Source organism: Nostoc sp. PCC 7107 (assembly GCF_000316625.1).
Lineage (GTDB): Bacteria > Cyanobacteriota > Cyanobacteriia > Cyanobacteriales > Nostocaceae > Nostoc_B.
The window spans coordinates 4047460-4073162 of sequence record NC_019676.1 but is presented as its reverse complement, the minus strand read 5'-3'; the positions used below and the strand labels follow the sequence as shown (position 1 = coordinate 4073162).

Here is a 25703-nt window from a genome sequence, read left to right as displayed (position 1 = left end):
TTTATAAAAAATTTCATATTCTGGCTAAAATGAGCCAGAAGTAAGTGGCTGTGATTGTTTTTGCAGATGGCGTTTGCTCTGCATCACCATCTGCACACCATTAGCAGGATAAGCAAGCAGACCACCATATTTAGGACGTTCTGGTCGTTGGCTCACCAAAGTCAATTGATAATTTTTCAGGATGGTTGCTAATACGAGTTTCATTGTAAATAAGGCGAAAGTTCCCCCAATACAAACACGAGAACCACCACCAAAAGGCAGAAATTCGTAGGGTGAAAATTGTTTTTCTAAAAAGCGCTCTGGTTGAAATTTTTTGGGTTGGGGATATAAATCTTCGCGCTGATGTGTGGAATAAATATTAGCAATTAGTATTGTACCAGAAGGCAACTCATAGCCCATCACTTCTACGGGAGACTCGACCAATCTGGGAAATGCAAACAACTGAGTTGGGTAAATTCGCAAAACTTCGTAACAAACGGCGCTGAGGTAAGGTAGAGCGATAATGTTCATGGGGTCTGGGTTTTCCCCCAGGCTATCGATTTCTGATAGTAGGCGATCGCGCACTCTCGGTGAACGATGAATCCAATATAATGCCCAAGTAATTGCAGTAGCGGAAGCATCACTAGCTGCAAAAAGCGGCGACAGTAACAAATCGCGGACTTCTGCATTACTTAATAATTCGCCTGTTTCATCAGTAGCAAATATCAGATCGCTCAACATATCGGTGCGTGAAGCATCTGAGGGCGATCGCCTCTCTTGAACTTCAGTATCAAGAAATTGAAAAATCTCTTGTCGGAGGTGAAGCAGATAGCCTTGAGGACTCCATCGACCTAAATTAAGTGTTCCTAAAGGTAGTTTGGTCAGCAGTTGAAAAAGTTTTGATTGCTCGGATTTGAACATCGAAAAAAATAAATGTTTGACTTTTTCATAGCGTTTACCTTCCTGTAATCCCAGGACAACTTCTATCCCGATAGACAGCGTAATTTCTTCGGCGATTGAGTAAGCGACAAAGGGTTTACCAATCGTCTGTCGCTCGATAATTTTTTGCGTAAGTTCGCAGATACGTCTTCCACAGGCTTGCATTCGCGTTCCATGAAAAGCCTGCATTAAAACCTTACGGCGATTTTTGTGAACGAAACCATCAAGTTGCAGAATTCCTCGCTCTCCTGTGAAGAAAGCAAAATCTTCGTTCAATGTCCCAGATGCAGTAATTTCTTTAGTATTAGTAAAAATTTGCTTGATACCTAAAGGATTACTCACATAAATCATCGGCGTAGAACCAAACATTATAGTTACGATGTCACCATAACGTTGGTAATTAGCATCCATATAAGTAAAGGGGTTAGCCTCAAATTGTAGAGCTAACAACCAAGCTGGTATTTTGGGGCCAGGTGGTAGTTTCATTGGTCTTTTTTACTTTCATTATTTAAAGCATTATCAATACACACTCTCATATTTCTCGCTAACTCCTGAATATAAGGTTCGATAAAAATTGAAAAATGATCGCCGGGGATTTCAATCATTTGTATAGGTTGATCAGCAAATTTTCCCCACCCTAATAATGGGTCGTCTGTATTCCACTCTGAGTTTTCAAAATCATGCAATATTGCTGCATTTGCCCGAAGTAAAGTTATCTGGTTAGCATAAACCTCTGGTACATAATTTCGCATTGCTTGGACATGCGCTTTAAACAGTTGATAATGGCGCATAAAATCGTTAATTTCTGTATCGCTAAACAAAAAGTTAGCTTTTTGATTAATTAAATGTAGTTGCTCTTTTAACGGTAAATTTCGCAGTTCGGCAAAAGGTACAGAAAAGTCTATATTATTATCAGTTTTTATCGATTCAGCGATGCGGAGTAAAAATTTTGCATCATCATCATCTGTAGATTCAATGGGTGTTTCGGAAATTATGGCATCGATAATCGCTAATAAACTGACTTTTTCACCTTGCTTGTGTAATTGTTGCGCTATTTCAAAAGCCAGCACACCGCCATAACAATGACCACCTAAAAGATAAGGGCCATGTGGTTGGACTTTCTGAATTTCTTGAAGATAACGAATTGCTGTTGCTTCTACTGAAATAATTTCTGATTTGTCTTGTTCTAAACTATCTTCCAAAGCGTAAAATTGATAATCTTCACCAAGTCTTCTAGATAAGTTAAAGTAGTGACTAATTCCTCCTCCAGCACCATGAATACAGAAAAAAGGTATCTTGGAACCAGAGGAGTTAATTGCTACTAAAGGAGTATGAGAACTCTGACGGGATGGCTGACTGACAATAGTTGCTAGTTTTTCAATTGTCGGGTTTTCAAACAGAGTCGATAGAGGGAGACCATGTTCAAATCTGTCGTGAATTTGAGCCATTAAGCGGACAGCTAAAAACGAGTGTCCACCCAAGTTAAAGAAGTTATCTGTCACCCCAATTGGGTTAACATTCAGCAGGTTTTCCCAAAGTTTTACTAATGATAATTCTGTAAAATTTCGCGGCGCAACATAAGATTGATTCGTATTAGCTTGAATAATTTCATTAGTTGGGAGAGAGCGCTTGTCTACCTTGCCATTCGGTGTTAAAGGAAGCTTATCGATGACAACGAAAGCAGAAGGTAACATATAATTAGGCAATTTCTGCTGTAAAACTGGCAGTAATTGTGTAGCTATATCCTGTTTGTTTGTCACAACATAGGCAATTAACCGGAGATTTTCTTGAGCATTATTGTGAGCAACTACCACAGCTTCTTCCACATCTGGATGTTGGACAATCACAGCTGCAATTTCGCTTAATTCCACTCGAAAGCCGCGAACTTTTACTTGTTCATCCTGGCGACCAAAATACTCTATATTTCCATCGGGAAGATAACGGACAATATCTCCAGTCTTGTAAAGCTTGTTTCCCGGAATCCAGGGATGATTAATAAATCTTTCTTGAGTTAATTCCATCCGATTTAAATAACCTTGTGCTAACCCATCACCACTAATATAAAGTTCACCAAAAACCCCGATAGGTGTTATTTGTAAATGGCGATTTAAGATGTATATCTGAGTGTTATCAATTGGACGACCGATGGGGACAATATTTGCTGTTCCCGACAATAAACTGGTATCATAATAAGTGGCATTAGCAGAAACTTCCGATGAGCCATAAAGGTTAATTAGTTTTGCAGATAGCATCAATTCTCGGAAGGTTTGTGCTAACTTCACAGATACTGCTTCTCCGCTAGTTATCCAAATTTTTAAATGCGATAATTTCTTCATCAGATAACTGTAATTATCTAACATCAACCGCAGTAATGAAGGTACAAGGATAATCCGAGTTACTTTGTGATCTGCCAAAGCTCCTATAAATAACTGCGGGTCTTGTACAGTATTATTACTAATAATTACTGTGGGAATTCCTTGGAGTAAAGGAGCAAAAATCTCCCAGACAGAATCGACAAAACTAATAGCTGTCTTTTGACAACAAACTTCTTCTGGAGTAAAAGGATAAGTTTTCCATAACCAGTTTAAGCCATTGACTGTACCGCGATGAGAACCAAGCACGCCTTTAGGAGTTCCAGTTGAGCCAGAAGTGTAGATAATATAAGCGAGATGATCGGCTTTTGTAGTGTGAATAGGATTTTCGAGATTTTGTTGAGCAATTTCGTCTTGATGGATATCCAAGCAAACAATTTTATCCGTCGATAAGGATAGTTGTTCTAATATCTCTTGCTTGGTAAGTAACAAGGATGCTTGAGAGTCCCAGAGCATAAAATTCAGACGCTCAACAGGATAACTCGGATCTAGGGGAATATATGCACCACCAGCTTTGAGAATAGCTAATATTCCTACTACCATGTCTATGGAACGTTCCAGACATAGAGCAACTAGGGTTTTGTTTGTGACTCCCTGTTTTTGTAAATAATGTGCAAGCTGATTAACTCTGTGGTTAAGTTGACGATAGGTTAATTCTTCAGATTGGCTAATTAATGCTAAACAGTTAGGTGTTAATTCAACTTGTTGCTCAAATAATTGATGTAAAGTTATATTTTGGGGATAATCAGCACGAGTTTGATTAAATTTAAATAATAGTTGTTTTTGCTCAGAAGCAGTTAGTAAGGATAACTCACTCAAATGCTGCTCTGGATTGGTGACGATATTTGTCAACAAAGTTTGGAAATTGTTGATAAATTGGGTAATCGTGGTGGAGTTAAAAATATCTGTATTGTATTCCAAACAACCTGTTAATCCCTCTGGAGATTCAGACATCGAGAGGAAAATATCTAGTTGTGCTGTACCACTATCAAACTCTAAAGTCTGCAAAGTTATACCAGAGATTTCTTGCACATTTGTAGGTGTATTTTGCAGCACAAACATGACTTCATAAAGTGGATTGCGGCTTAAGTCACGTTCGGGGTGCAATTTTTCTACCAGCATCTCAAAAGGCAAATCTTGATGTGCATAAGCATCAAGAGTTATCTCACGTACACGATAAAGAAATTCACGGAAGCTAGGATTTCCACTCAGGTTATTACGTAAGATTAAAGTATTGACAAATAAACCCAACATTCCTTCTAATTCGGCTCGATTGCGATTAGCAATAGGAGAACCAATTAAGATGTCTTCTTGGTCGGTGTAGCAATATAATAATATGTTGAATCCTGCCAGCAAACTCATAAATAAAGTAGCGTCTGCTTGCTGACTTAATTGTTTTAATGCGTCTGTGAGAGATTTGGAGAATTGAAAGTATTGCTTGGCACCAGTAAAAGATGTCACACTAGGTCGTGGACGGTCTGTAGGTAATTGGAGTATTGGTAGCTCACCCTGGAGTTGTTGCTCCCAATAATTTAATTGGGTTTCTAAAAATTTACCTTGAATGCGATCGCGTTGCCAAATGGCAAAATCTGCATACTGGATGGGAAGTTCCGCTAAGGGAGAAGGCTGATTTGTTGAGAAAGCAGCATACAGGGTTGATAACTCCCGCAAAAAGACATCACAAGACCAGCCATCTGTAATAATGTGGTGCATAGTGACAAGCAAAATTTGTTCTGCTTCACTCAAACGCAGTAAAGTTGCTCTGACTAAAAGTCCTTGAGCTAAATTAAAAGGTTTTTTAGCTAACTCTGCTACAAATTTCTGAACATCTGCTTCCCAATTTTTTCCAGATAAATGTTCCAGATTAATAATCTCTAAATCCCAAGTTGATTGGGCTGTAATCTTCTGAGATGGTTCGCCATTGACAATCTGAAAATTTGTCCGCCACACTTCATGACGTTTGAGAATTTCATTCAGACTTTGTTGCAGCGCTGTGATATTTAATTGCCCTTTGATATGCCAAGCAATGGGAATATTATAGAAAGAACTCCCGTGGTAAAGTTGGTCAATAAACCATAGTCTTTGTTGCGAGAAAGATAAGGGAATGTTCTCTAATATTTGACGCTTGGGAATAGTATCAGCTTGAAATTTTCCTCCCTTCCATTTTTCCAGCAGGGCTTTCTTTGCCGATGATAAATTAGAGTATTGTTGTTCCATTGCTAATTATTTATTAATTATTTAACAGTACTGCTACTTCTTCTTCTGATAATTCTGCGATTTTTGCTAACATCAGTTCCTCAATCATTTCCGCCTGTTTAGCCGGGATCATTGCTTGCAATAAAAGGTCGCGCAGTGGTAGTTCCACAGGAAATTTTGCTCGCAATCGAGAAACTAATTGAGTTGCAATTAAGGAGTCTCCTCCTAATTCATAAAAATTATCGTAAATACCAATTTCTGTAATTCCTAACACCTCTTGCCATATCTCTGTAATTTGTTGTTCCAAATTATTTGTAGGCGCAACATAAGCATTACTTAGATTAGGTCTGGAATAGCGCGAAGATGAATCTAATTCATTGAAAGATTTAGAATTTGTGAAAAAGTGGGGATTAAATATCTGATTATTTCTCGTATTGATATCTACAGGAGAAATAACAACCTGAGTGCCTGGTTCTAAAGTAAATATGCGTTGAAATACTTCTACAGCTTCTTTAGCACTAATAGCTAATTCTGATGTTTGTTGAGCTTGATTAAATTTATCCCAATTTATAATATACCACGGCAAAGAATTCTTGCAGTTGTGTTGGTTAATAAACGTATCTAGAAAATAACTAGCTGCTGCATCTAAACTTAAGCCACATCCACCTAAAATTGGAGATACGGAAGAAAAGACAACACAAAAATCCAAATTTTGATTTTGTAATACTTGTGTTAATAGCCTAATATGATGATGTTGAAAGTTGAATAAATCTGTTGATTCTCTATCTTGAATTTCGGAAATTGAGCAGAATAAATCTTCCCGTTTGATACCAGTTTTATAAATCACCCCATTAATTTCACCAATCTTTTCCCATGAAAAATTAGTTGCATCTATACGTATGACTAAAACTGTAGGATCTAACTGCTCTAATACCAGCAGTCTCTCAATTTTTCTACTCACTTCATCTTGTTGACTGTGATTTTCTAACCATTGCGAAAAATCATCCTTTTCGGGAAAATTTTCATCCTCAATAAATATGATTTTTGCTTGAAAATTTGTTGCTAAATATTGAGCGATCGCAACTTCTATATCTCCTAAACCACCAGGAAACAGGTAAACACCTTGTTGTCTCAATGGTGTCTTTTCTTCTAATATTGCTTCTACGCGAATTGGCTCAAAAGTTTGTACCCAACGATAGGAATTACGATAAGCAACAACTAAATCTGAAGATACAGATGTTAACTCATTTGCTAATTGAGCAATACTCTCATAATATCCGTTTCTTCCCTCTGCGCTCTCTGCGCCTTGCCTGTTAGTTAAATCAATATCAACGCATCGACAAGTAATATGAGAATACTCTTGAGAAATAACCTTACATAACCCTAAAATTGTGGCTTTCTCTGGCTCTAGTTGTTCATAACCATTTACCTGTTGGATATTGTTAGAGATTACCCAAAGTTGTAAATCGCTAATTTTTAGCTTACCAATACTCTGTGTTAAAAAGAGCAGACTATTAAATTCTAAATATTTAGATTCGTTGAGATAATCAAGACTCCAAACATAAACAATATTTTGAATATTTCCACCTGATGAGATGATTTCTTTTAATAACAAATCATAGTCTTCTTTAATATATAAATTGATTATATAATTACTATTATCTATTTGCTTAAATTGCTCTCCTCGCTTAACATTAATGACATTTTTTCCTTGATTTATCAATACCTTGGCTAATTGTTCACCAATTCCCAGATCATCAACAAAAAAGAGCCAGTCTTCTTGATCATCAGATGATATCTTTGCCAGCAAAGAGCGTTTCCATGAAGGAATATAAAACCAATCAGCAATCTCTTGTTTACTATCTAATTTTGCTGAGTGATTCTTTAATTCAGGTGATGCAGATTTAGCATCAATCCAATACTTGAGACGTTCAAAAGGATAAGAAGGTAAAGGTAAACGATGGCGCTGTTCATCAACAGCAAAAGCAGACCAATCAACCTCAACACCAAACAACCACAACCGCCCCAAAGTCTGCAACAAAAACTCAACATCACTCAATTGGTCTTTAACATGACGTAAAGAACCCAACACCAACTGCTTTGCATCCCTGTGTAAATGCTGCGTAGTCAAACCACTTAAACTACGTCCCGGCCCCACCTCCAAAAACACACCCTCAAACTGCTGAATTAACAAAGAAATCCCATCCGAAAACCTCACACCTCGACGCAAATGTTCACCCCAATAACTGGGACTTGTCGCCTGTGCATCCTCCATCCACCCACCACTCACATTAGAAATCAAACTAATACTTGGTGGATGTAACGAGAATTGCTGTACAAACTCGACAAACTCACCAACAATTGGCTGCATCATCTGGGAATGAAAAGCATGAGATGTATGCAGCAATCGACATTCAATCCCCTGAGAAGATAATTGACTTTGCAAAGCCGCAATAGCCACTTTTGTCCCAGACACAACACAAGCAGATGGACTATTAATTACTGCGATTTCTAAATCTGCATTTAACAGCAACTTCACATCTGATTCAGCCAACGGAATCGCTAACATACTACCAGGCGCTAGTTGTTGCATCAGTTGTCCCCGTTTCGCCACAATCATCAAAGCATCTTCTAAAGAAAATACACCCGCAATCGTAGCTGCAACATATTCCCCAATACTGTGACCAATCATCGCTTGTGGTTGTATCCCCCAAGACATGAATAACTGGGCTAAAGCATATTCAATGACAAATAAGGCGCTTTGAGTAAATGCTGTTTGTTGGAGTTGCGGTGATGCTGTCTCTGTTTCTTGGCTACTGGGATATAGTAGGGAACGAATATCTATCCCCAGATATGGTTGCAAAATCGCAGCGCAATTATCTACTTGTTGTTGAAATATGGTTTCCTGTTCGTAGAGTTCCTTCGCCATATCTACATATTGCGCCCCTTGTCCAGAAAACATGAAGATGACTGGACAGTGAGTTGGTTGACGATGGTGAGTCAATACCCGTTGTGGTTCAGCAGAAGTTAAGGCTTTGACTGCATCTTCTGTGTTACGACACACTACCATACGACGATGTTCAAATGCTCTGCGACCGACTTGGAGAGTATGGGCGACATCAGCTAGGTTAATTTCTGGGTGTTGTTGTAAATGTGTTGCTAGGTTGATGGTGGCTGTTTCTAGGGCGGTGCTGGTTTTGGCGGATAGGAGTAATATTTGCCAGGGACGGGAGGGGCTGGAAGGTTGAATGTCTGGTGCTTGTTCTAAGATGATGTGGGCGTTGGTTCCTCCAATTCCAAAGGAACTGACTCCGGCGCGTCGTGGTGTACCGTTGGTTTCCCACTCTGCTAATTGGCTGTTGACGTAGAAGGGGCTGTTGGCGAAGTCGATTTCGGGGTTTGGTTGTTGGAAGTGTAGGCTGGGTGGGATTTTTTGATTTTTGAGGGCTAGGACTGTTTTGATTAATCCTGTGACTCCTGCTGCTGTGTTGAGGTGTCCGATGTTTGTTTTGACTGAACCTATTGCACAATATCCTTTTTTCTGGGTGCGGGCTGTAAATGCTTTGGTCAAAGCGCTAATTTCAATGGGATCTCCTAAAATAGTGCCTGTACCATGTGCTTCAATATAAGTGATGGTTTCTGGAGTCACACCTGCGATCGCTTGAGCCTCAGCAATTACTTCCGCTTGACCCACAACACTAGGAGCAGTGTATCCCACCTTAGCCGCCCCATCGTTATTAATGGCTGAACCCTTGATGATTGCATGAATATAGTCACCTTCTTCTAAAGCATCTTCTAATCTCTTGAGGACAACCAGACCTATTCCATCCCCGAAAATTGTGCCTTTGGCTTGAGCATCAAAGGCTCGACAATGACCGTCAGGCGAAGTTATATCTCCTTCTTGATAAAAATAACCTTGTTTTTGCAGAGATTCTATAGAAATACCACCAGCCAGAGCCAAATCGCACTCGTAGTTTAGCAATCCTTGGCAAGCCGAGTGAACCGCAACCAATGATGTCGAGCAAGAAGTCTGAATATTGATGCTTGGCCCTTTTAAGTTCAATTTATATGAAACTCTGGTAGCGGCGAAGTCTTGACTATTGCCAAACGCAATGACATCCGTTAATTTACTCAAGTCAGGGTGAGAACTCAAATTACTCATAAAGTAATTACTCATATTGGTTCCCACATAAACACCAGTCAAACTTTTGCTTGCGCCAGGTTCATAACCAGCTTGTTCTAATGCTTCCCAAGCACATTCTAAAAGAATACGATGTTGCGGGTCGATGAGTTCAGCTTCCCTTGGCGAAAAATCAAAGAAAGCTGCATCAAACATCTGAATATCTGACAGAATCGCGCCAGCTTTGACATACTGTGGATTACTTAGCCATGCTGGATCTACACCGGCAGCTTTTAATTCTGCATCACTAAAAAAAGAAATTGACTCTTTTCCCTTGCTCAAGTTTTGCCAAAATTCATCAACATTTTTAGCTCCTGGAAAACGACCAACAAGAGCAATTACAGCTATGCCTTTAATAGAATCGTCCATTTCTTGATTAGACATCTATCTTTCTCCTTTGCTTCATTAGTTGTCGTTTTTCCTGCATAGCCGCTTCTTTTCTGATGGCTCGTTCATCAGCTTGTTGAAATATTGGTTCTTCTATTTTCTTTCCACTGATATATTCAGCTAAATTACTGATGGTTGAATATTCAAATAGTTCGGCAACTGATAAATTTCTGTTAAATATTTTGATGATTTTACTGCGAACTTGAATAATTAAGAGCGAATCTCCTCCTAATTCAAAAAAGTTATCATATAGACCTATATCTTTTATCCCTAGAATTTCTTGCCAGATGTGAGCAATTTGTTGTTCAATTTCATTTCTAGGAGCAACATATTTATTTTTTAACTCAGGTCGAACATATAATGATAAATTTATAGGTTGCCGTGGGTTTTCTTGTAATGATTCTAGCTGAATCCATTGTTTAATTCTAGCTTGAATGTCTCCAGTAGAAACAACAAGATGATTGAATTTACTAATATTTAAAATTTCTTGAAAAGCTGTGATTCCCTCTGCTGAGTTAATTCCTAATTCCTGGCTATCTGGGTGTTCTTTAGCTGCATCAAGTTGCCAACCATCCCAACTGATGCTGCTCCAAGAACTAGGATGACTTTGATTATATTGCTGTACAAAAGCATCCATAAAAATATTAGCAGATGAGTAAGCAATATGACCTAATCCTCCTAAAATAGAAGATAAAGAAGAAAGCAAAAAGCAAAAATCTATCTGTTTGTTGTGTAAGACTTTCTTCAACACTAAAAGTCCGTATACTTTTGGTTGAAATTGCTCCTCACAATTACTGTGACTAATTTGTGCGATCGCTGCAAAAGACTTTCCTTCTGTAATTCCAGCCGCATGGATGACTCCGTTAATCTCACCAAACTGTTGTTCAGCTTGGGCGATCGCACTTTGCATTTGTTTTATATTACTGACATCAGCACCCACTACCAACACTTCTGCACCTAAGTTTTCGAGTTCTTGAACTTGGCGAATTTTGCGGTTAATGCTATCAGTCTCATCATGAGTAGTTAACCATTGTTCCCACTCGTCTTTTTTAGGTAAAACTGAACGTCCTATCAACAATAGTTTTGCTTGTACAGTTCGAGCCAAGTATCTTGCGAAAACCAGTCCAATACCTCCGAGTCCACCTGTAATGACATAAACTCCTTTCTCTCTCAGTCGCGGCTTTGCTATCTGAGTTTTATCTAAACGCACTGGCTCAAAAGTTTGCACCCAACGATTTAACCCTCGATAAGCAATTAGCTTTTCAGAATCATTAACAGTCAATTCTGCTACTAAGTTTTCTACTAATTTTTGTTCTTGCCAACTACCACTAGAAGGGAGGGCAACATCAATACTACGACAATTTATATTAGTATATTCTTGAGGTATAACTTTAACTGGGCCGAGTAAAGTCGCTTTTTCTGGAAAAAGTACTTCAGTGCCTGTAACCGACTGTATGTTATTAGAAATAACTGTGAGTTGTACTGCCTTTACAGTTTCTTGTTTTCCCAAAGATTGGGCAAGAAATAGCAAACTATAAAATCCTGTAACTTGGGCTTTCTCTAGCTCTAGATTTTCTAATTCCTGCTCAACTATAGGAGTAACATTCCATAAATGAACAATTTTTTGGGGAAAGTTATTATTACTAATTAACTGCTGCATTAATTCATCATAATCATGATGAGTTTGTGGATTAATTGTATATTCATACTCACTTGATCTAGTAAATTTATTACCAATTTTTACCGTAACTGTGTCTTGGTTTTGGCTTTCTAATTGTTTTACCAATTTCATACCCAAGCCATACTCATCAAGAAAAACCAAAGTGCAGGCTTTTATAGATACTAATTCTGGAAGTTCGGGTTGGATTAGCGGTAAAGCTGGCTTCCAAAAAGGAATATAAAACCAGTCAGCTATATCAGGCTTTTTAGCTAGTGAAATTGAAGTAGATTGTTCCAGCTTTTTTGGCTCAATCCAATACTTGAGACGTTCAAAAGGATAAGAAGGTAAAGGTAAACGATGGCGCTGTTCATCAACAGCAAAAGCAGACCAATCAACCTCAACACCAAACAACCACAACCGCCCCAAAGTCTGCAACAAAAACTCAACATCACTCAATTGGTCTTTAACATGACGTAAAGAACCCAACACCAACTGCTTTGCATCCCTGTGTAAATGCTGCGTAGTCAAACCACTTAAACTACGTCCCGGCCCCACCTCCAAAAACACACCCTCAAACTGCTGAATTAACAAAGAAATCCCATCCGAAAACCTCACACCTCGACGCAAATGTTCACCCCAATAACTGGGACTTGTCGCCTGTGCATCCTCCATCCACCCACCACTCACATTAGAAATCAAACTAATACTTGGTGGATGTAACGAGAATTGCTGTACAAACTCGACAAACTCACCAACAATTGGCTGCATCATCTGGGAATGAAAAGCATGAGATGTATGCAGCAATCGACATTCAATCCCCTGAGAAGATAATTGACTTTGCAAAGCCGCAATAGCCACTTTTGTCCCAGACACAACACAAGCAGATGGACTATTAATCACTGCGATTTCTAAATCTGCATTTAACAGCAACTTCACATCTGATTCAGCCAACGGAATCGCTAACATACTACCAGGCGCTAGTTGTTGCATCAGTTGTCCCCGTTTCGCCACAATCATCAAAGCATCTTCTAAAGAAAATACACCCGCAATCGTAGCTGCAACATATTCCCCAATACTGTGACCAATCATCGCTTGTGGTTGTATCCCCCAAGACATGAATAACTGGGCTAAAGCATATTCAATGACAAATAAGGCGCTTTGAGTAAATGCTGTTTGTTGGAGTTGCGGTGATGCTGTCTCTGTTTCTTGGCTACTGGGATATAGTAGGGAACGAATATCTATCCCCCAGATATGGTTGCAAAATCGCAGCGCAATTATCTACTTGTTGTTGAAATATGGTTTCCTGTTCGTAGAGTTCCTTCGCCATATCTACATATTGCGCCCCTTGTCCAGAAAACATGAAGATGACTGGACAGTGAGTTGGTTGACGATGGTGAGTCAATACCCGTTGTGGTTCAGCAGAAGTTAAGGCTTTGACTGCATCTTCTGTGTTACGACACACTACCATACGACGATGTTCAAATGCTCTGCGACCGACTTGGAGAGTATGGGCGACATCAGCTAGGTTAATTTCTGGGTGTTGTTGTAAATGTGTTGCTAGGTTGATGGTGGCTGTTTCTAGGGCGGTGCTGGTTTTGGCGGATAGGAGTAATATTTGCCAGGGACGGGAGGGGCTGGAAGGTTGAATGTCTGGTGCTTGTTCTAAGATGATGTGGGCGTTGGTTCCTCCAATTCCAAAGGAACTGACTCCGGCGCGTCGTGGTGTACCGTTGGTTTCCCACTCTGCTAATTGGCTGTTGACGTAAAAGGGGCTGTTGGCGAAGTCGATTTCGGGGTTTGGTTGTTGGAAGTGTAGGCTGGGTGGGATTTTTTGGTGTTTGAGTGACAGGATTGTTTTGATTAAGCCTGTGATTCCTGCTGCTGTGTTGAGGTGTCCGATGTTTGTTTTGACTGAACCTATTGCACAATATCCTTTTTTCTGGGTGCGGGCTGTAAATGCTTTGGTCAAAGCGCTAATTTCAATGGGATCTCCTAAAATAGTGCCTGTACCATGTGCTTCTACATAAGTAATTGTCTCAGGGTCAACACCAGCTAAGGCTAAAGCTTCTAAAATTACTTCTCTTTGACCTTCCACACTAGGAGCAGTGTATCCCACCTTTAAACAACCATCGTTATTAATGGCTGAACCCTTAATGACAGCATGAATGCAATCACCATCTGCGATCGCATCTTCCAATCTTTTTAAGACTACTACACCTAAACCATTGCCACCATTAGTTCCTTGTGCTTGAGCATCAAAAGCTCGACAATGACCATCAGGAGAATGAATTCCGCCTGGTTGATAGAGATAACCAGTTGTTTGTGGTACTCCAATCGAAACACCGCCTGCTAAAGCAATATCACTTTCACCATTCATTAAACTTTGGCAAGCGAGGTGAACAGCAACTAATGATGTGGAGCAAGCGGTTTGAACATTAATACTTGGCCCTTTTAAATTTAATTTATAAGAAATTTGTGTTGCTAAAAAATCCTTATCATTGCCAATAGTAATACTGTCTTCTGATTCCATTAAATCCCGATGCGGATATAAATTTGCCAGCAAATATTTACTTAAGGCAACACCAGCGAACAGACTAATTGCGCCACTATAAGTTTCGGAATTATAGCCAGCATTTTCTAAAGCTGACCAAACACACTCCATAAACAAGCGGTGTTGTGGATCTGTCAATTCCGCTTCTCTAGGAGAAAAACCAAAAAATTTAGCATCAAATAACTCTATATCATCTAATATACCGCTGGCTTTGACATAATTAGGCTCATTAATCACAGCGGGATTGACACCAGCAGATACTACTTCTGCATCACTAAAAAAAGAGATTGATTCTACACCTTTACACAAATTCTGCCAAAAAATATCGATGTCTTTAGCTCCAGGAAACCGCCCTGACATCCCGATTATCGCTATTTCGTCATTAAAAGTTAGAGAATTATTGAAGTTATCCATTTCTATCAGTTGAATTATTTAAACAGCGACTTCTAGAACATTTCAAATTGTGATTTTGGTGGCAATTTGGATTTGATCGTGTAAAACTGCCAGAATATCGGCTTCGGTAGTTAAAGGATTCGCCAGCACAGCCCGCATGGCAACTACAGGAAATTCATTGCCAGAATTGAGATTTTTTTTGATAGTTCTGGAAATAAAACTATTACCAATTTGTCTTTGAGTCTTCTGCAAAGATTCATTGAATTTATTGATAATTTGATTGTCAGTTTTCGTTATTTGTCTTTTCGCTGCTAGTTCTCTTAAATGCTCTGGAATATAGCGATAAAGGAGCAGATTTGTATCTGGTTCGGCTAACAATTCAAATTCCGGCATCGCATCAATACAAGTAGCCATATATTGAGTTTTACGGATGCCTTCATTAATTAAAAACTCGTATCCTTTTAGCCCAATTAGCTTTAAACCAGCGTGTAACAATAAAGCCATACCTGGGCGAGAACCTTCTAAAGCACGTTTTCCTAAATCAAATGACCCCTTTCGCATGGTATAACTGGCTTGCTTTTCGATCGCAGAAGCGAGATAAGGATCGCGGAAAAAGACCATACCGATACCCATTGGCAAATATAGCTGTTTATGACCATCAATGGTGACAGAATCAGCTTTTTCTATCCCAGCCAGCTTATAGCGATATTTTTCCGAAAAAATTAGCGGCCCACCCCAAGCAGCATCTACATGAAAATGAGTATTGGCGGCTTGGGCAATTTCTGCAATCTCTTCTAAAGCATCAACGCCACCAGAATCTGTAGTACCAGCAACCCCGATAATGGCGATAATCAGTAAGTTTTGCTGACGACATTCTGTAACAGTTTGGCGCAGCAATTGTAAGTTAATGCGATTATGACAGTCCGTCGGGATTCTGATCAAACTATGGAGACCTATCCCCATCAAATCCGCAGCTTTATCAAAGGAGTAGTGCATCAAGTCAGAGCCAATAATGACTGCTCCTGTGTAACCATAAACATCTAAAGCAGCTACTAAACCTTCCTTTTCGACACCCAGAAATCCATCTTTTGGCCCTAATGCAGCATTCCGCGCACACCAAAGTGCTGTGATATTTGCTACCGTACCGCCAGAAACTAAAATGCCCAATGTACTGAGGTTATTTTGAATGTGTTGATCGTAGAAACCTTCCGAAAAACTATAAATTTGCCGATGCAACATCGCCAAGGCCTCACGTTCACAAAAACTCAGGGCTTTAGCTGTCTCTATTTTGACGGCGTTTTGGTTCATGGCCGTCATGAGTTTAGCTAAAGGGCGGACAAAACTAGGCAGTGCAGAGGTCATGTGACCGATAAATCGCGGTGAAGATGTATGGATAGAATGAGCCACTACATTGTTACTGATGTATTTGAGATAGCTCTCAAAGTTAGTCGGGTGAACGGGAATTTGACTATCAGAAAACTTTTCTAATAGAAAATCTAGATCAATGTTGGTATTCGAGTCTATAGTGCTTAAGAAATCTTGAGAAATATTTTCAGTAATTGCGTCTATTTGTTGCTCAAGGGAGTTGACCTGATCGAATGAAGTGAACATTTGCATGACTTGTCCGGCGACATCATCATGTAATGCTGGTTCTGATTCAAAAAGGGAATTTTTGTTGAGTATTTCTTGGCTGCTGGAGGTCATAAAGAAGTGTGAAATGAAGAAACTGAGAGGGATTGAGAATGGGTGCTTTGTTTAGTAGTTTGACTCAGCATTCTCCAGGCGATCGCCTGAATTCAGCTAAATATCTTTTTGCTTGGTAGCGGCTCGATGCTCTTTCCTGACTTGTTTGCGCCGCTGTACCGAAGCTGTTCTATTTTCTGATGGCTGAGAATGTGGAACAACAGATGTTTCTGCTTGAGGTTCTTGAGTAAAATATTTCGCCAAGTGGCTAATAGTCGGATATTCAAACATATCAACGATGGTGAAATCTCGCTGAAATACTTTTTGCAGCTTGCCATACACTTGTATTAACAGCAAGGAATGACCACCAAGTTCAAAGAAATTGTCATGGATTCCAACTTCGCCAACATTAAGTATTTCTTGCCAAATATTAGCAATAGTTTTTTCCACCTCAGTTTGGGGTGGTTGATAAGCGGCTTGTAATTCCGGTCTTTTCGTTCCCGGTGTAGGTAAGGCTTGGCGATCTACTTTACCATTAGGTGTCAAGGGGAGTGCATCTAGAACCACAAATGCGGAAGGCATCATGTACTGTGGTAGCTTGGCTTCTAAATGCTGCCGTAATAATGACACAATCTGAGTATTCGACATCTGCTGTAGGGGAGTATTAGCAAAATTATGCCAACTCTGAGCGCTAATGGTTGTTTTACTCCCAGGGGGAGCCACCACTATCGGCTGTTGTGATGTTACGGTGTGCTTTTTAAAGACTACTTGATATTGACCATCGACATTATCAGCTGACCAGCTAATATCGACAATATAAGGTAATTCTGCACTCAAAGCCCATAGTTCTTCAGGATCTACCCCAGTTGTAACTATTGTCTGGATTGCTTGGCGTAGCTCTCCCACATTTGTGATATCTCCAGGGTTCTGGAGCAATTCTACAGCTTTGACATCTGATAAGACACGAGCATTAGGTATGTTCGCAATTCCTAAAATATCCGGCTCACTCTCTATTAGTAATTGGCGGACAGATGAAAGAGTTAATTTATCTTGTTGCCAATCTAACCATGAAATATCGACTGTGGGAATTGCTTCTCCCACGTGAATAATCACATCGTAGCGGAATTTAGTTAACTCATTATGAAATTGCCCGCGTTCTAGATGAATTTCTACATGACTAATCTGAGGTAGATGCTGTTTTAAAGCGAAGAAAAAGCCGGGATCAATAACTAACTGTTTCTCAGCAAATATTTGCTTCTGCACCTGTTGTTGTAAATTGGCTACAGCAAGAGAGGCTGGTGCTTTATGTAGTTGCACAGAAGTGTGAAAAGCCTCTAGTAAGCTGAAATTACGGACATCTCCTAAAAATATACAACCTCCAGGCTCCACTACATTAACAGCACCTGCCAAGACTTTAAATAAATAGTCAACACTGGGAAAATATTGAGCAACGGAGACGATGAATACAGCATCAAAAGTATCTGGAGTCATCCCAGTAAAGTCATCTGCGGCTTTATGGATGAAACTGACTCCTGACAAATCTTGTCCTAACTGATTTAGTTGTTGCTGGAGAATATTCAGCGCGTTTTGTGAAATGTCAGTTGCACAGTATTGTGTACAATGAGGCGCAAAGCGTAAAAGCATCAGACCGCTACCACCGCAACCAATTTCAAGGATTTTGGTGGGTTTGAGATTAGAAATCCGTTCAACTGTTTGATTCATCCACTCGCGGACTTCTGCATCAGGGAGATGTAAGCCTGTATAGCTACTTTCCCAGCCTTTGATATAAAAACCCGATTGTTGGTTTGAGTCTAACTCGTTGTAGAGGTTATCAAAAACTGCTTGCCACTGTGAGGCTTGTTGGCTATTCAAATCAAATGTTGATGACTGTTCTGTGACAACATCAGATATATTAGCAACTACATAAGCTACTAACTGCTCAGAGTCTGACAGATCTTTGCGGGAAATCACGATCGCTTCCCTGACGGCTGGATGTTCGTTGATCGCCGTCTCGATTTCTCCAAGCTCAATGCGGAAGCCGCGAATTTTGACTTGGTTATCAATCCGACCATTGAATTCTAGTTGACCATCATTGCGGTAGCGTACGCGATCGCCTGTTTTATAAAGTCGAGAATCTGGTAGATTGCTAAAAGGATTGGGGATAAACTTCTGCTGTGTGAGTTCTGGTTGGTGCAGATAGCCCCTAGCCACACCCACACCGCCAATGTACAATTCGCCCCAAACGCCGATGGGAACTGGTTGTAAATCAGGATCTAAGACATAGGTCTGCACGTTTGCGATCGCTCTGCCAATCGGCACTTCTCCTGTGAGATTTGCTAAATCGCAAATTGTCGCCACTACTGTAGTTTCTGTTGGGCCGTAGCTATTAATCAAACGTATGCGTGAATCTACGTGCTGTTGCCAAGTTTTAACCTTGTCTGGTAAGGCTTTTTCACCGCCAATAATCACTAGCCGCAGTGATTCTGGTAACTTGAATGTTGTCAGTTCAGCAGTGAGTTGATGCCAAAAGGCTGTAGGTAAATCTAATACCGATATCGAATGCTGTTGGCATTTTTCCCAGAAAGTTGCTGTGGAAACTAGCATATTATCGGTTCGCAACACCAAAGTTGCACCACAGAGCAAACAAGGAAAGATTTCTTCACAAGCGGTATCAAAGCTAATCGAAGCAAATTGTAAAATCCGGTCTTGGGGTTGTATTTGATATTCGGCGATCGCGGCTTGAACAAAGTTGACTAAAGACTGATGTTCGATGGCGACACCTTTGGGTTTGCCAGTCGAGCCTGATGTATAAATCACATAGGCGAGATTGCTGGGTGTAGCTAGATTAACAGGATGCTCTGAAGTTGCTGATTGCCAATCAACATCTTTGTCTATGCAGATCACCTTTGCTGTATGTGCTGGTAGCTTAGTTAATAAATATTCTTGCGTCAGTAATATTGTGATTTCAGCATCATTTAGCACCATTGCCAATCGCTGCTGCGGATAGGTGGGATCGATAGGTACATAGGCTCCTCCTGCTTTGAGGATAGCGAATAACCCAATGATCATTTCAATTGAGCGCTGGGTACAAAGTCCCACTAAAACTTCTGGTTTCACACCTAAAGAACGCAACTGATGTGCTAATTGGTTAGCTTTGGTGTTGAGTTCTTGATAAGTTATTTGTTGATTTTCAAAAACGATAGCAACAGCATCAGGTGTTTTTTGTACCTGAGCTAAAAACAATTCATGGATACATTGATCGTGGGCATAATCAGCGTTTGTCTGATTCCATTTTTGCAGTATTTGATTATCTTGAGCAGTCAGCATTGGCAATTCCCGCAATTTGCTTTCGGGATTAGCCACAAAACTCTCTAATAACATTTCTAAATGCCCCAACATCCGGCTTATAGTATCACTATCAAAGCGCCGAATATCGTAGGAAATAGACAAATTAAATGAATCGGATTTCGGCACTACCCCCACAGTAAGAGGATAGTTTGTCCAATCAAAAAATGACTTCGATTCGCCCAATAACTCAGACTGAACAACTCCGATATTTTCTGCTAACGCCCCTTGATTGTAGTCTACTAATTCATTATCAAAAACTAAAATACTATCAAATAGTTGTAAACCACGAGGTATTTCACTCCATTGTTGAATTTTCAGCAATGGGCTATATTCATACTCCCGCATCTCTACTTCTTGGGCTTGGAGATTTTTCAACCAAGATGTGAGAATAGCATCACTATCAACTTGTACTCTTAAGGGCAAGGTATTGATAAACAATCCCACCATAGATTCTGCATCTACTAAGGCTGTTGGTCGTCCGGAAGATGTCGAACCAAAAACTATATCTGACTTTTGACTATAACGACTTAAAAGTAATGTCCAAGCGCCTTTAATGACAATATTTAATGTTAGCTGATATTTGCGGGCTAAAGATTTGAGAGCAGCTGTCAGATTCGCCGACAGCAAGACTTCGTGTCGGTGATAATCTTCTGGCTGTTCAGGAAAATTAGGCGAAATATTACCGATACTGATGGGTGTTGGTAATGTAAAACCTTGGAGTTTTTGCCGCCAAAAAGCCTCTGCTTGATTTAGGTCTTGTTGCTGGAGCCAAGTAATATATTCACGGTAGGGACGGGGGCGTTCTAAATATAAATCTTGTCCTTGACAAAAGGCATGATAAAACTCATAAACTTCCTGCCATAACCAGTTTAAAGACCAACCTTCCATTAAGATGTGATGAAAGCTGAAAACAAATTCATAAGTATCATCAGCCACTTGAATTAATGTCAGGCGAATTAATGGCGATCGCGACATTTCAAAGCCGCGATCGCCATCGGTTTTTAAGAAGGCTTTGAGTTGCTGTTGTTGCTCAGAAAAAGATAATTGTCGCCAGTCTTGAAATTCCCAAGGTAATTCTACTTGCTGATAAACAACTTGATAAGGTTTATCCAGATTATCCCAATAAAAAGCAGTCCGTAAAATCGGATGGCGATCGACAACACGCTGCCAAGCTTTTTGGAAAGCAACAATATTCAACTGAGTTTTTAAAGTAAAGCAATTCTGCTCGAAATATACCACCGAATTTGGTGCAGCCAGCTTGTGAAACAGCATACCCTGCTGCATCGGTGAAAGTTCATAGATATCTTCAATATTATTTTGTTTCATAAAGAACTCCTCCTGAGTGCTGAGTTGTGAGTGCTGAGTAAAAATATTAGGGACTAGTCCCCAGCTTGTGACCCGATTGCCCAATTTGAGCTAGTAAATTGTTTAAATTTTCTTGATTGATGTTGGCTGCGGTAAAGTCTGAAGGAGTGTATTCCACCGTGGTTCGGGACTGACAATGAAAGATTAAAGACTGAAGTGCTGTGACAAAATTATTTGCTAATTTTTCGATTGTTTGACGTTGATGTACATTCTGGCTGTAGTACCAATCGAGTTGTAATTCACCTGCAACAACTGACACAATCAGATGTAATTTATGCGGACGAGTGGCTTGCAAACTGCTGGCGGCTTCTGGGGAATCTGCACTTAATTGAAATAAAGAATCTGGCGGTAAACTTTTACTCAACTGACCGACATAGAGAAACGCTACTTCTGCTTGGGGAAGCGATCGCATTTTCTCTTGCACCACTCGATCGGGATGGAGATAACGTAGCACTCCATAATCAATACCCTGACCAGAAATGCTCCGCAGTTGCTCCTTAACAACTTTCAAAGCATCACCAGGATTGTCAGCTGTTTCTAAATCTAAAAGTACAGGATAGGTAGTAGTAATCCAGCCTACAGTTCTGGAAATATCAACATTATCTATCCCACTAGTACTAACTTCCCGCCCGTTTTCTTCTAGGTCAACTAATACTAATTTTTCCTCTGTCCATTGTGCAGAAGCCTGAGCAAAAGCAGTGAGGAGAACTTCTTGGGTATTAGTGCGATAAGTTGCGGGAACTTCTTGCAGCAGAGCTTGAGTATCTTGGGCATTGAGTGTGACTGATACAATTTGCTCTGATGCCATATTATTGATGCTATTAGCATAATCTCTCGGCAGTGGAGAAACTTGCTTGTAGCGATCGCTCAACCAATAATTTTGGGCTTTTTGTAAATTGGCTGAACGTGCATATTCTTCTAGGCGCAAAGCCCATTGTTTGTAAGAAGTTGTCTTTGGTGGTAGTTCAACTGCGTTACCTTGGCAGATTTGCTGATAAGCTGTTTGCAAATCCTCGATCAAAACTCGCCAAGAACCGGGATCTGTGCCTAAGTGGTGAACAACAATCAGCAAACGACTGGATTTATTTACACCCAAGTTAAACAGCGCCACCCGAATAATCGGCCCGGCTGACAGATCGAGACTAGCTTGTAGTTCCGCAGTAGTTGTCTTAATTGTCAGTTCTTGAGCAACTGTTGATAATGCTGATAAATCTATCTGGGTAAATGATATTTCTTCCTGCCCTCCATTTACTGCTTGCCAACCAGATTCTGAAGGGGTAAACCGCAGACGCAAAGCATCATGATGTAATAGTAATTGCTGCCAAGCTTGTTTCAATACACCTGGATCGATAGTTGCTGGGGCTTCTAAAAAAATCGACTGGTTCCAGTGGTGCGGTTGTGAAATGTTCCGTTCAAAGAACTTATGCTGAATTGGTGTCAGAGGTAGGGAACCAGTAACTAAACCTTGTTCAGCTTGGACTAGTTGAGTGGTGCTAACCACCTCTGCTAATTTGGCAATGGTCTGATGTTCAAACAACTGCTGGGGCGTTAACCGAAAACCAGCCTTAGCAGCTCTAGCACTGACTTGAATACCCAGTACAGAGTCGCCGCCCAACTCAAAAAAGCTATCTTCGATACCTACTGAAGCAATACCTAGAAGTTCTTGCCAAATATTGGCAATGATTTGCTCTACTTCTGTTTTAGGCGCTACATAATCATTATCTAAATTTGGTCTGAGATAGGCGGTGGCACTGGTTGTTGGTGTAGTTTGAGTATCTTGATTCAATCCGTCTATTGTGTTGGATGTCTCCCCTGGGGCGCAACGCAAAAGTAAATTAGCTGTCGGATGGGCATCAACCCAGTAACGCTGACGTTCAAAAGGATAGGTGGGTAAGGGGATACGTTGGCGTGGTGCATCGGTATAAAAACTAGACCAATCTACCGCAACCCCAGCTTGCCACAGGCGACCCAATGTCTGTAATAAACAGGCGACATCTGACTGCTGCTCGTAGGAATAACGCAAACTGGGAAGCATTAAGGATTGATTTCGCTGGTCAGTGGTGAGACATTGGGATGCGAAACTAATTAATGCTTGACCAGGGCCGACTTCTAACAAAATGGGATTGTCTTTTTGCCATAATTGTTGGACTCCATCGGCAAAGCTCACTGTTTGACAAAGGTGCTGTACCCAATAGGTGGGATCTGTGGCTTGTTCAGTGGTAATCCAAGTTCCCGTAACATTAGATAAATAGGGAATTTTTGGGGGATTGAGACTGAATGTGTTAACTAAATTCGCAAAAGTCGGTGCGATCGCTTCCATCATCACAGAATGAAAAGCATGGGAAGTCTGTAACCGCTTACCTATTAAATTGCGATCGCTCAATTTTTGTTCTAATTCGGCGATCTCATCGGGGAAACCTGCAATCACACACAATGATGCGCCGTTAATCGCCGACAGGGAAATCTTCTCATTCAACCAGGGCTGTATTTCTGACTCGGAAAGCGGCACAGCCAGCATCGCCCCAGCTGGCAACTCGTCAATCATCTGCGCCCTTCTGGCTACTAAGGTTAAAGCATCTGTCAGCGACAAAACTTCGGCTAGAGTGGCGGCGACATATTCACCAATGCTGTAACCAATCATTGCTGTCGGGCAAATTCCCCAGGATATCCACAACTGAGCTAACGCATATTCAATCACAAACATAGCTGGTTGCGTCAAAACAGTCTGGTTGAGTTTTTGCGTGGCGACATCGGTTGATGGCTCTCCTCGACCGAGCATTTTTCGCAAATCTAGCTTTTTTTGTGTTTGCTGGTTGCTATGATTACTGTTTCTGTTGGGATATAAAACATCTCGCAAATCCAACCCCAGCAGATGTTTGAGGCGTTCACAACATTCGTCTACACAGACGCGGAATGTTGATTCAGTTTGGTAAAGTTCCAAAGCCATATCAACATAGTGAGTTCCTAGCCCAGAAAACATAAAAGCAACTGGACGTGCCTGAGTTTTCTGGGCGACTGACTGGGAATTTTGCAGTGCCTTGAGTGCATCGGGAATATCTCGACAAACCACCGCACGCCGATAGTCGAAAGTTCTGCGCCCAAAGAGTAATGTGTAAGCGGCATCAGCCAGATTTAAATCAGGATGTGCTTGCAGATAATCAGCTAGATTTGTAGTTGCCGTTTCTAGTGCGGATGCTGTTTTGGCAGACAGAAGCAACAATTGATACTTTCTCCCCGGCTCCCTGTCCTGTTCCCATACTGGTGCTTCTTCGAGAATGACATGCACATTAGTTCCCCCTAACCCAAAGGAACTAACTCCAGCACGTCGAGGAATATTATTGGTTTGCCATTCTGCCAGTTTGGTGTTGACGTAGAAAGGACTATTGGCAAAGTCAATTTCTGGATTAGGGGCAGAATAATGTAAACTTGGGGGTATTTGTTTGTGCTTGAGGGCGAGGACGGTTTTGATTAACCCCGCCACACCTGCGGCTGTATCTAAATGTCCAATGTTGGTTTTGACGGAACCAATGGCACAGAAGCCTGTGGTTTGGGTACTGGTGCGGAAAGCTTGGGTGAGGGCAGCAATTTCAATGGGATCGCCTAAAGCTGTGGCTGTACCGTGAGTTTCAATGTAGGTGATAGTTTCTGGTTCAACTTCAGCGACAATTTGGGCGGTTCTAATAACTTTTGCTTGGGTATCGATGCGGGGTGCTGTGTAGCTGACTTTGAACGCCCCATCATTATTAATTGCTGAACCTTTGATGATGGCATGAATTGTATCGCGATCGCTCAACGCATCTTCTAATCGCTTCAATACGACAATCCCCACACCCTCACCACCCACAGATCCCTGGGCATGGGCATCAAAAGCACGGCAATGTCCGTCAGCAGATAATATTCCTCCTTCGGTGTACATATATCCGTCTTTGCGAGAGGCATTAATAGCCACACCACCAGCTAAGGCGATATCACACTCACCATTGAGTAAGCTTTGACAAGCCAAGTGGATAGCTACCAATGAAGTTGAGCAAGCTGTTTGGACTGCGTAACTTGGCCCTTCTAAGTTGAGTTTGTAAGAAACACGAGTGGTTAAAAAATCTTTATTCCCAGCGAGAACGAGTTGCTGCGGATCGACAGAACCAATAATATTTTGATTTAAATAAATATTGAGTAAGTAGGTGTTCATTCCAGAACCTGCATAAACACCAATTGCACCTTGATAATTGTGGGAATCATACCCGGCATTTTCTAAAGCCGACCAAGCACATTCTAAAAAAACACGGTGTTGGGGATCTGTAATTGTAGCTTCTCTGGGATTAAAGCCAAAAAACTCGGCATCAAAATATTCTGCGTCTGCTAATATCGCTTGAGCTTTTACATAATTAGGGTCATTTAATAAAGATGAATTTATGCCGGCTGATAAAAGTTCTTCGTCAGTAAAAAAAGAAACTGACTCTACACCATTTTGGAGATTATACCAAAATTCATCAATATCTTTGGCTCCCGGAAATCGCCCCGATAAGCCAATAATCGCTATTTCTGACCCATTTAATGATGTACTAACGCTCATAATTTTAAATACTAAAAAAATTAATCACACAATAACTCTCTAAAACTTTTAGGACTTATGCAAAACATCTCTCAAACTCT

The 25703-nt window shown here is 40.6% G+C and carries 8 protein-coding genes; all 8 read right to left on the bottom strand.

Annotated elements, in window-relative coordinates; translation table 11 throughout:
* Positions 1-24 precede the first annotated feature (24 nt).
* Positions 25-1404: a cytochrome P450 gene (locus NOS7107_RS17410; RefSeq protein WP_015114265.1), complete on the bottom strand. Its 1380-nt coding sequence runs from the start codon at positions 1402-1404 to the stop codon at positions 25-27.
* Positions 1401-5507 (bottom strand): non-ribosomal peptide synthetase, encoded by a 4107-nt coding sequence (locus NOS7107_RS17405; protein ID WP_015114264.1) that lies wholly within the window; start codon positions 5505-5507, stop codon positions 1401-1403. The genes NOS7107_RS17410 and NOS7107_RS17405 overlap by 4 nt, the downstream gene beginning before the upstream one ends.
* Positions 5508-5520: 13 nt before the next feature.
* Positions 5521-10050, bottom strand: coding sequence for a type I polyketide synthase (locus tag NOS7107_RS17400; RefSeq protein WP_015114263.1), 4530 nt, complete (start codon positions 10048-10050; stop codon positions 5521-5523).
* Positions 10043-12856 carry an SDR family NAD(P)-dependent oxidoreductase gene (locus NOS7107_RS29865; protein ID WP_367580489.1) on the bottom strand — a complete coding sequence of 938 codons (2814 nt, stop codon included), beginning with the start codon at positions 12854-12856 and terminating at the stop codon, positions 10043-10045. Before NOS7107_RS29865 ends, NOS7107_RS17400 begins: the two co-directional genes overlap by 8 nt.
* A gap of 67 nt (positions 12857-12923) precedes the next feature.
* Positions 12924-14678 (bottom strand): type I polyketide synthase, encoded by a 1755-nt coding sequence (locus tag NOS7107_RS29860; RefSeq protein WP_367579363.1) that lies wholly within the window; start codon positions 14676-14678, stop codon positions 12924-12926.
* Positions 14679-14720: 42 nt separating this feature from the next.
* Positions 14721-16361, bottom strand: a complete 1641-nt coding sequence (gene panP, locus NOS7107_RS17390) for a pyridoxal-dependent aspartate 1-decarboxylase PanP (RefSeq protein ID WP_015114262.1) — start codon at positions 16359-16361, stop codon at positions 14721-14723.
* 96 nt (positions 16362-16457) lie between these two features.
* Positions 16458-21014 (bottom strand): non-ribosomal peptide synthetase, encoded by a 4557-nt coding sequence (locus NOS7107_RS27385; protein ID WP_015114261.1) that lies wholly within the window; start codon positions 21012-21014, stop codon positions 16458-16460.
* Between the two features lie 46 nt (positions 21015-21060).
* Positions 21061-25623: a type I polyketide synthase gene (locus NOS7107_RS27380; RefSeq protein ID WP_015114260.1), complete on the bottom strand. Its 4563-nt coding sequence runs from the start codon at positions 25621-25623 to the stop codon at positions 21061-21063.
* Positions 25624-25703: the final 80 nt, after the last annotated feature.

What these genes read in the sequence shown, in the direction of transcription:
- NOS7107_RS17410 (WP_015114265.1), bottom strand. Translation starts at nt 1,404, where the DNA reads ATGAAACTACCACCTGGCCCCAAAATACCAGCTTGGTTGTTAGCTCTA.
- NOS7107_RS17405 (WP_015114264.1), bottom strand. Translation starts at nt 5,507, where the DNA reads ATGGAACAACAATACTCTAATTTATCATCGGCAAAGAAAGCCCTGCTG.
- NOS7107_RS17400 (WP_015114263.1), bottom strand. Translation starts at nt 10,050, where the DNA reads ATGTCTAATCAAGAAATGGACGATTCTATTAAAGGCATAGCTGTAATT.
- NOS7107_RS29860 (WP_367579363.1), bottom strand. Translation starts at nt 14,678, where the DNA reads ATGGATAACTTCAATAATTCTCTAACTTTTAATGACGAAATAGCGATA.
- panP (WP_015114262.1), bottom strand. Translation starts at nt 16,361, where the DNA reads ATGACCTCCAGCAGCCAAGAAATACTCAACAAAAATTCCCTTTTTGAA.
- NOS7107_RS27385 (WP_015114261.1), bottom strand. Translation starts at nt 21,014, where the DNA reads ATGAAACAAAATAATATTGAAGATATCTATGAACTTTCACCGATGCAG.
- NOS7107_RS27380 (WP_015114260.1), bottom strand. Translation starts at nt 25,623, where the DNA reads ATGAGCGTTAGTACATCATTAAATGGGTCAGAAATAGCGATTATTGGC.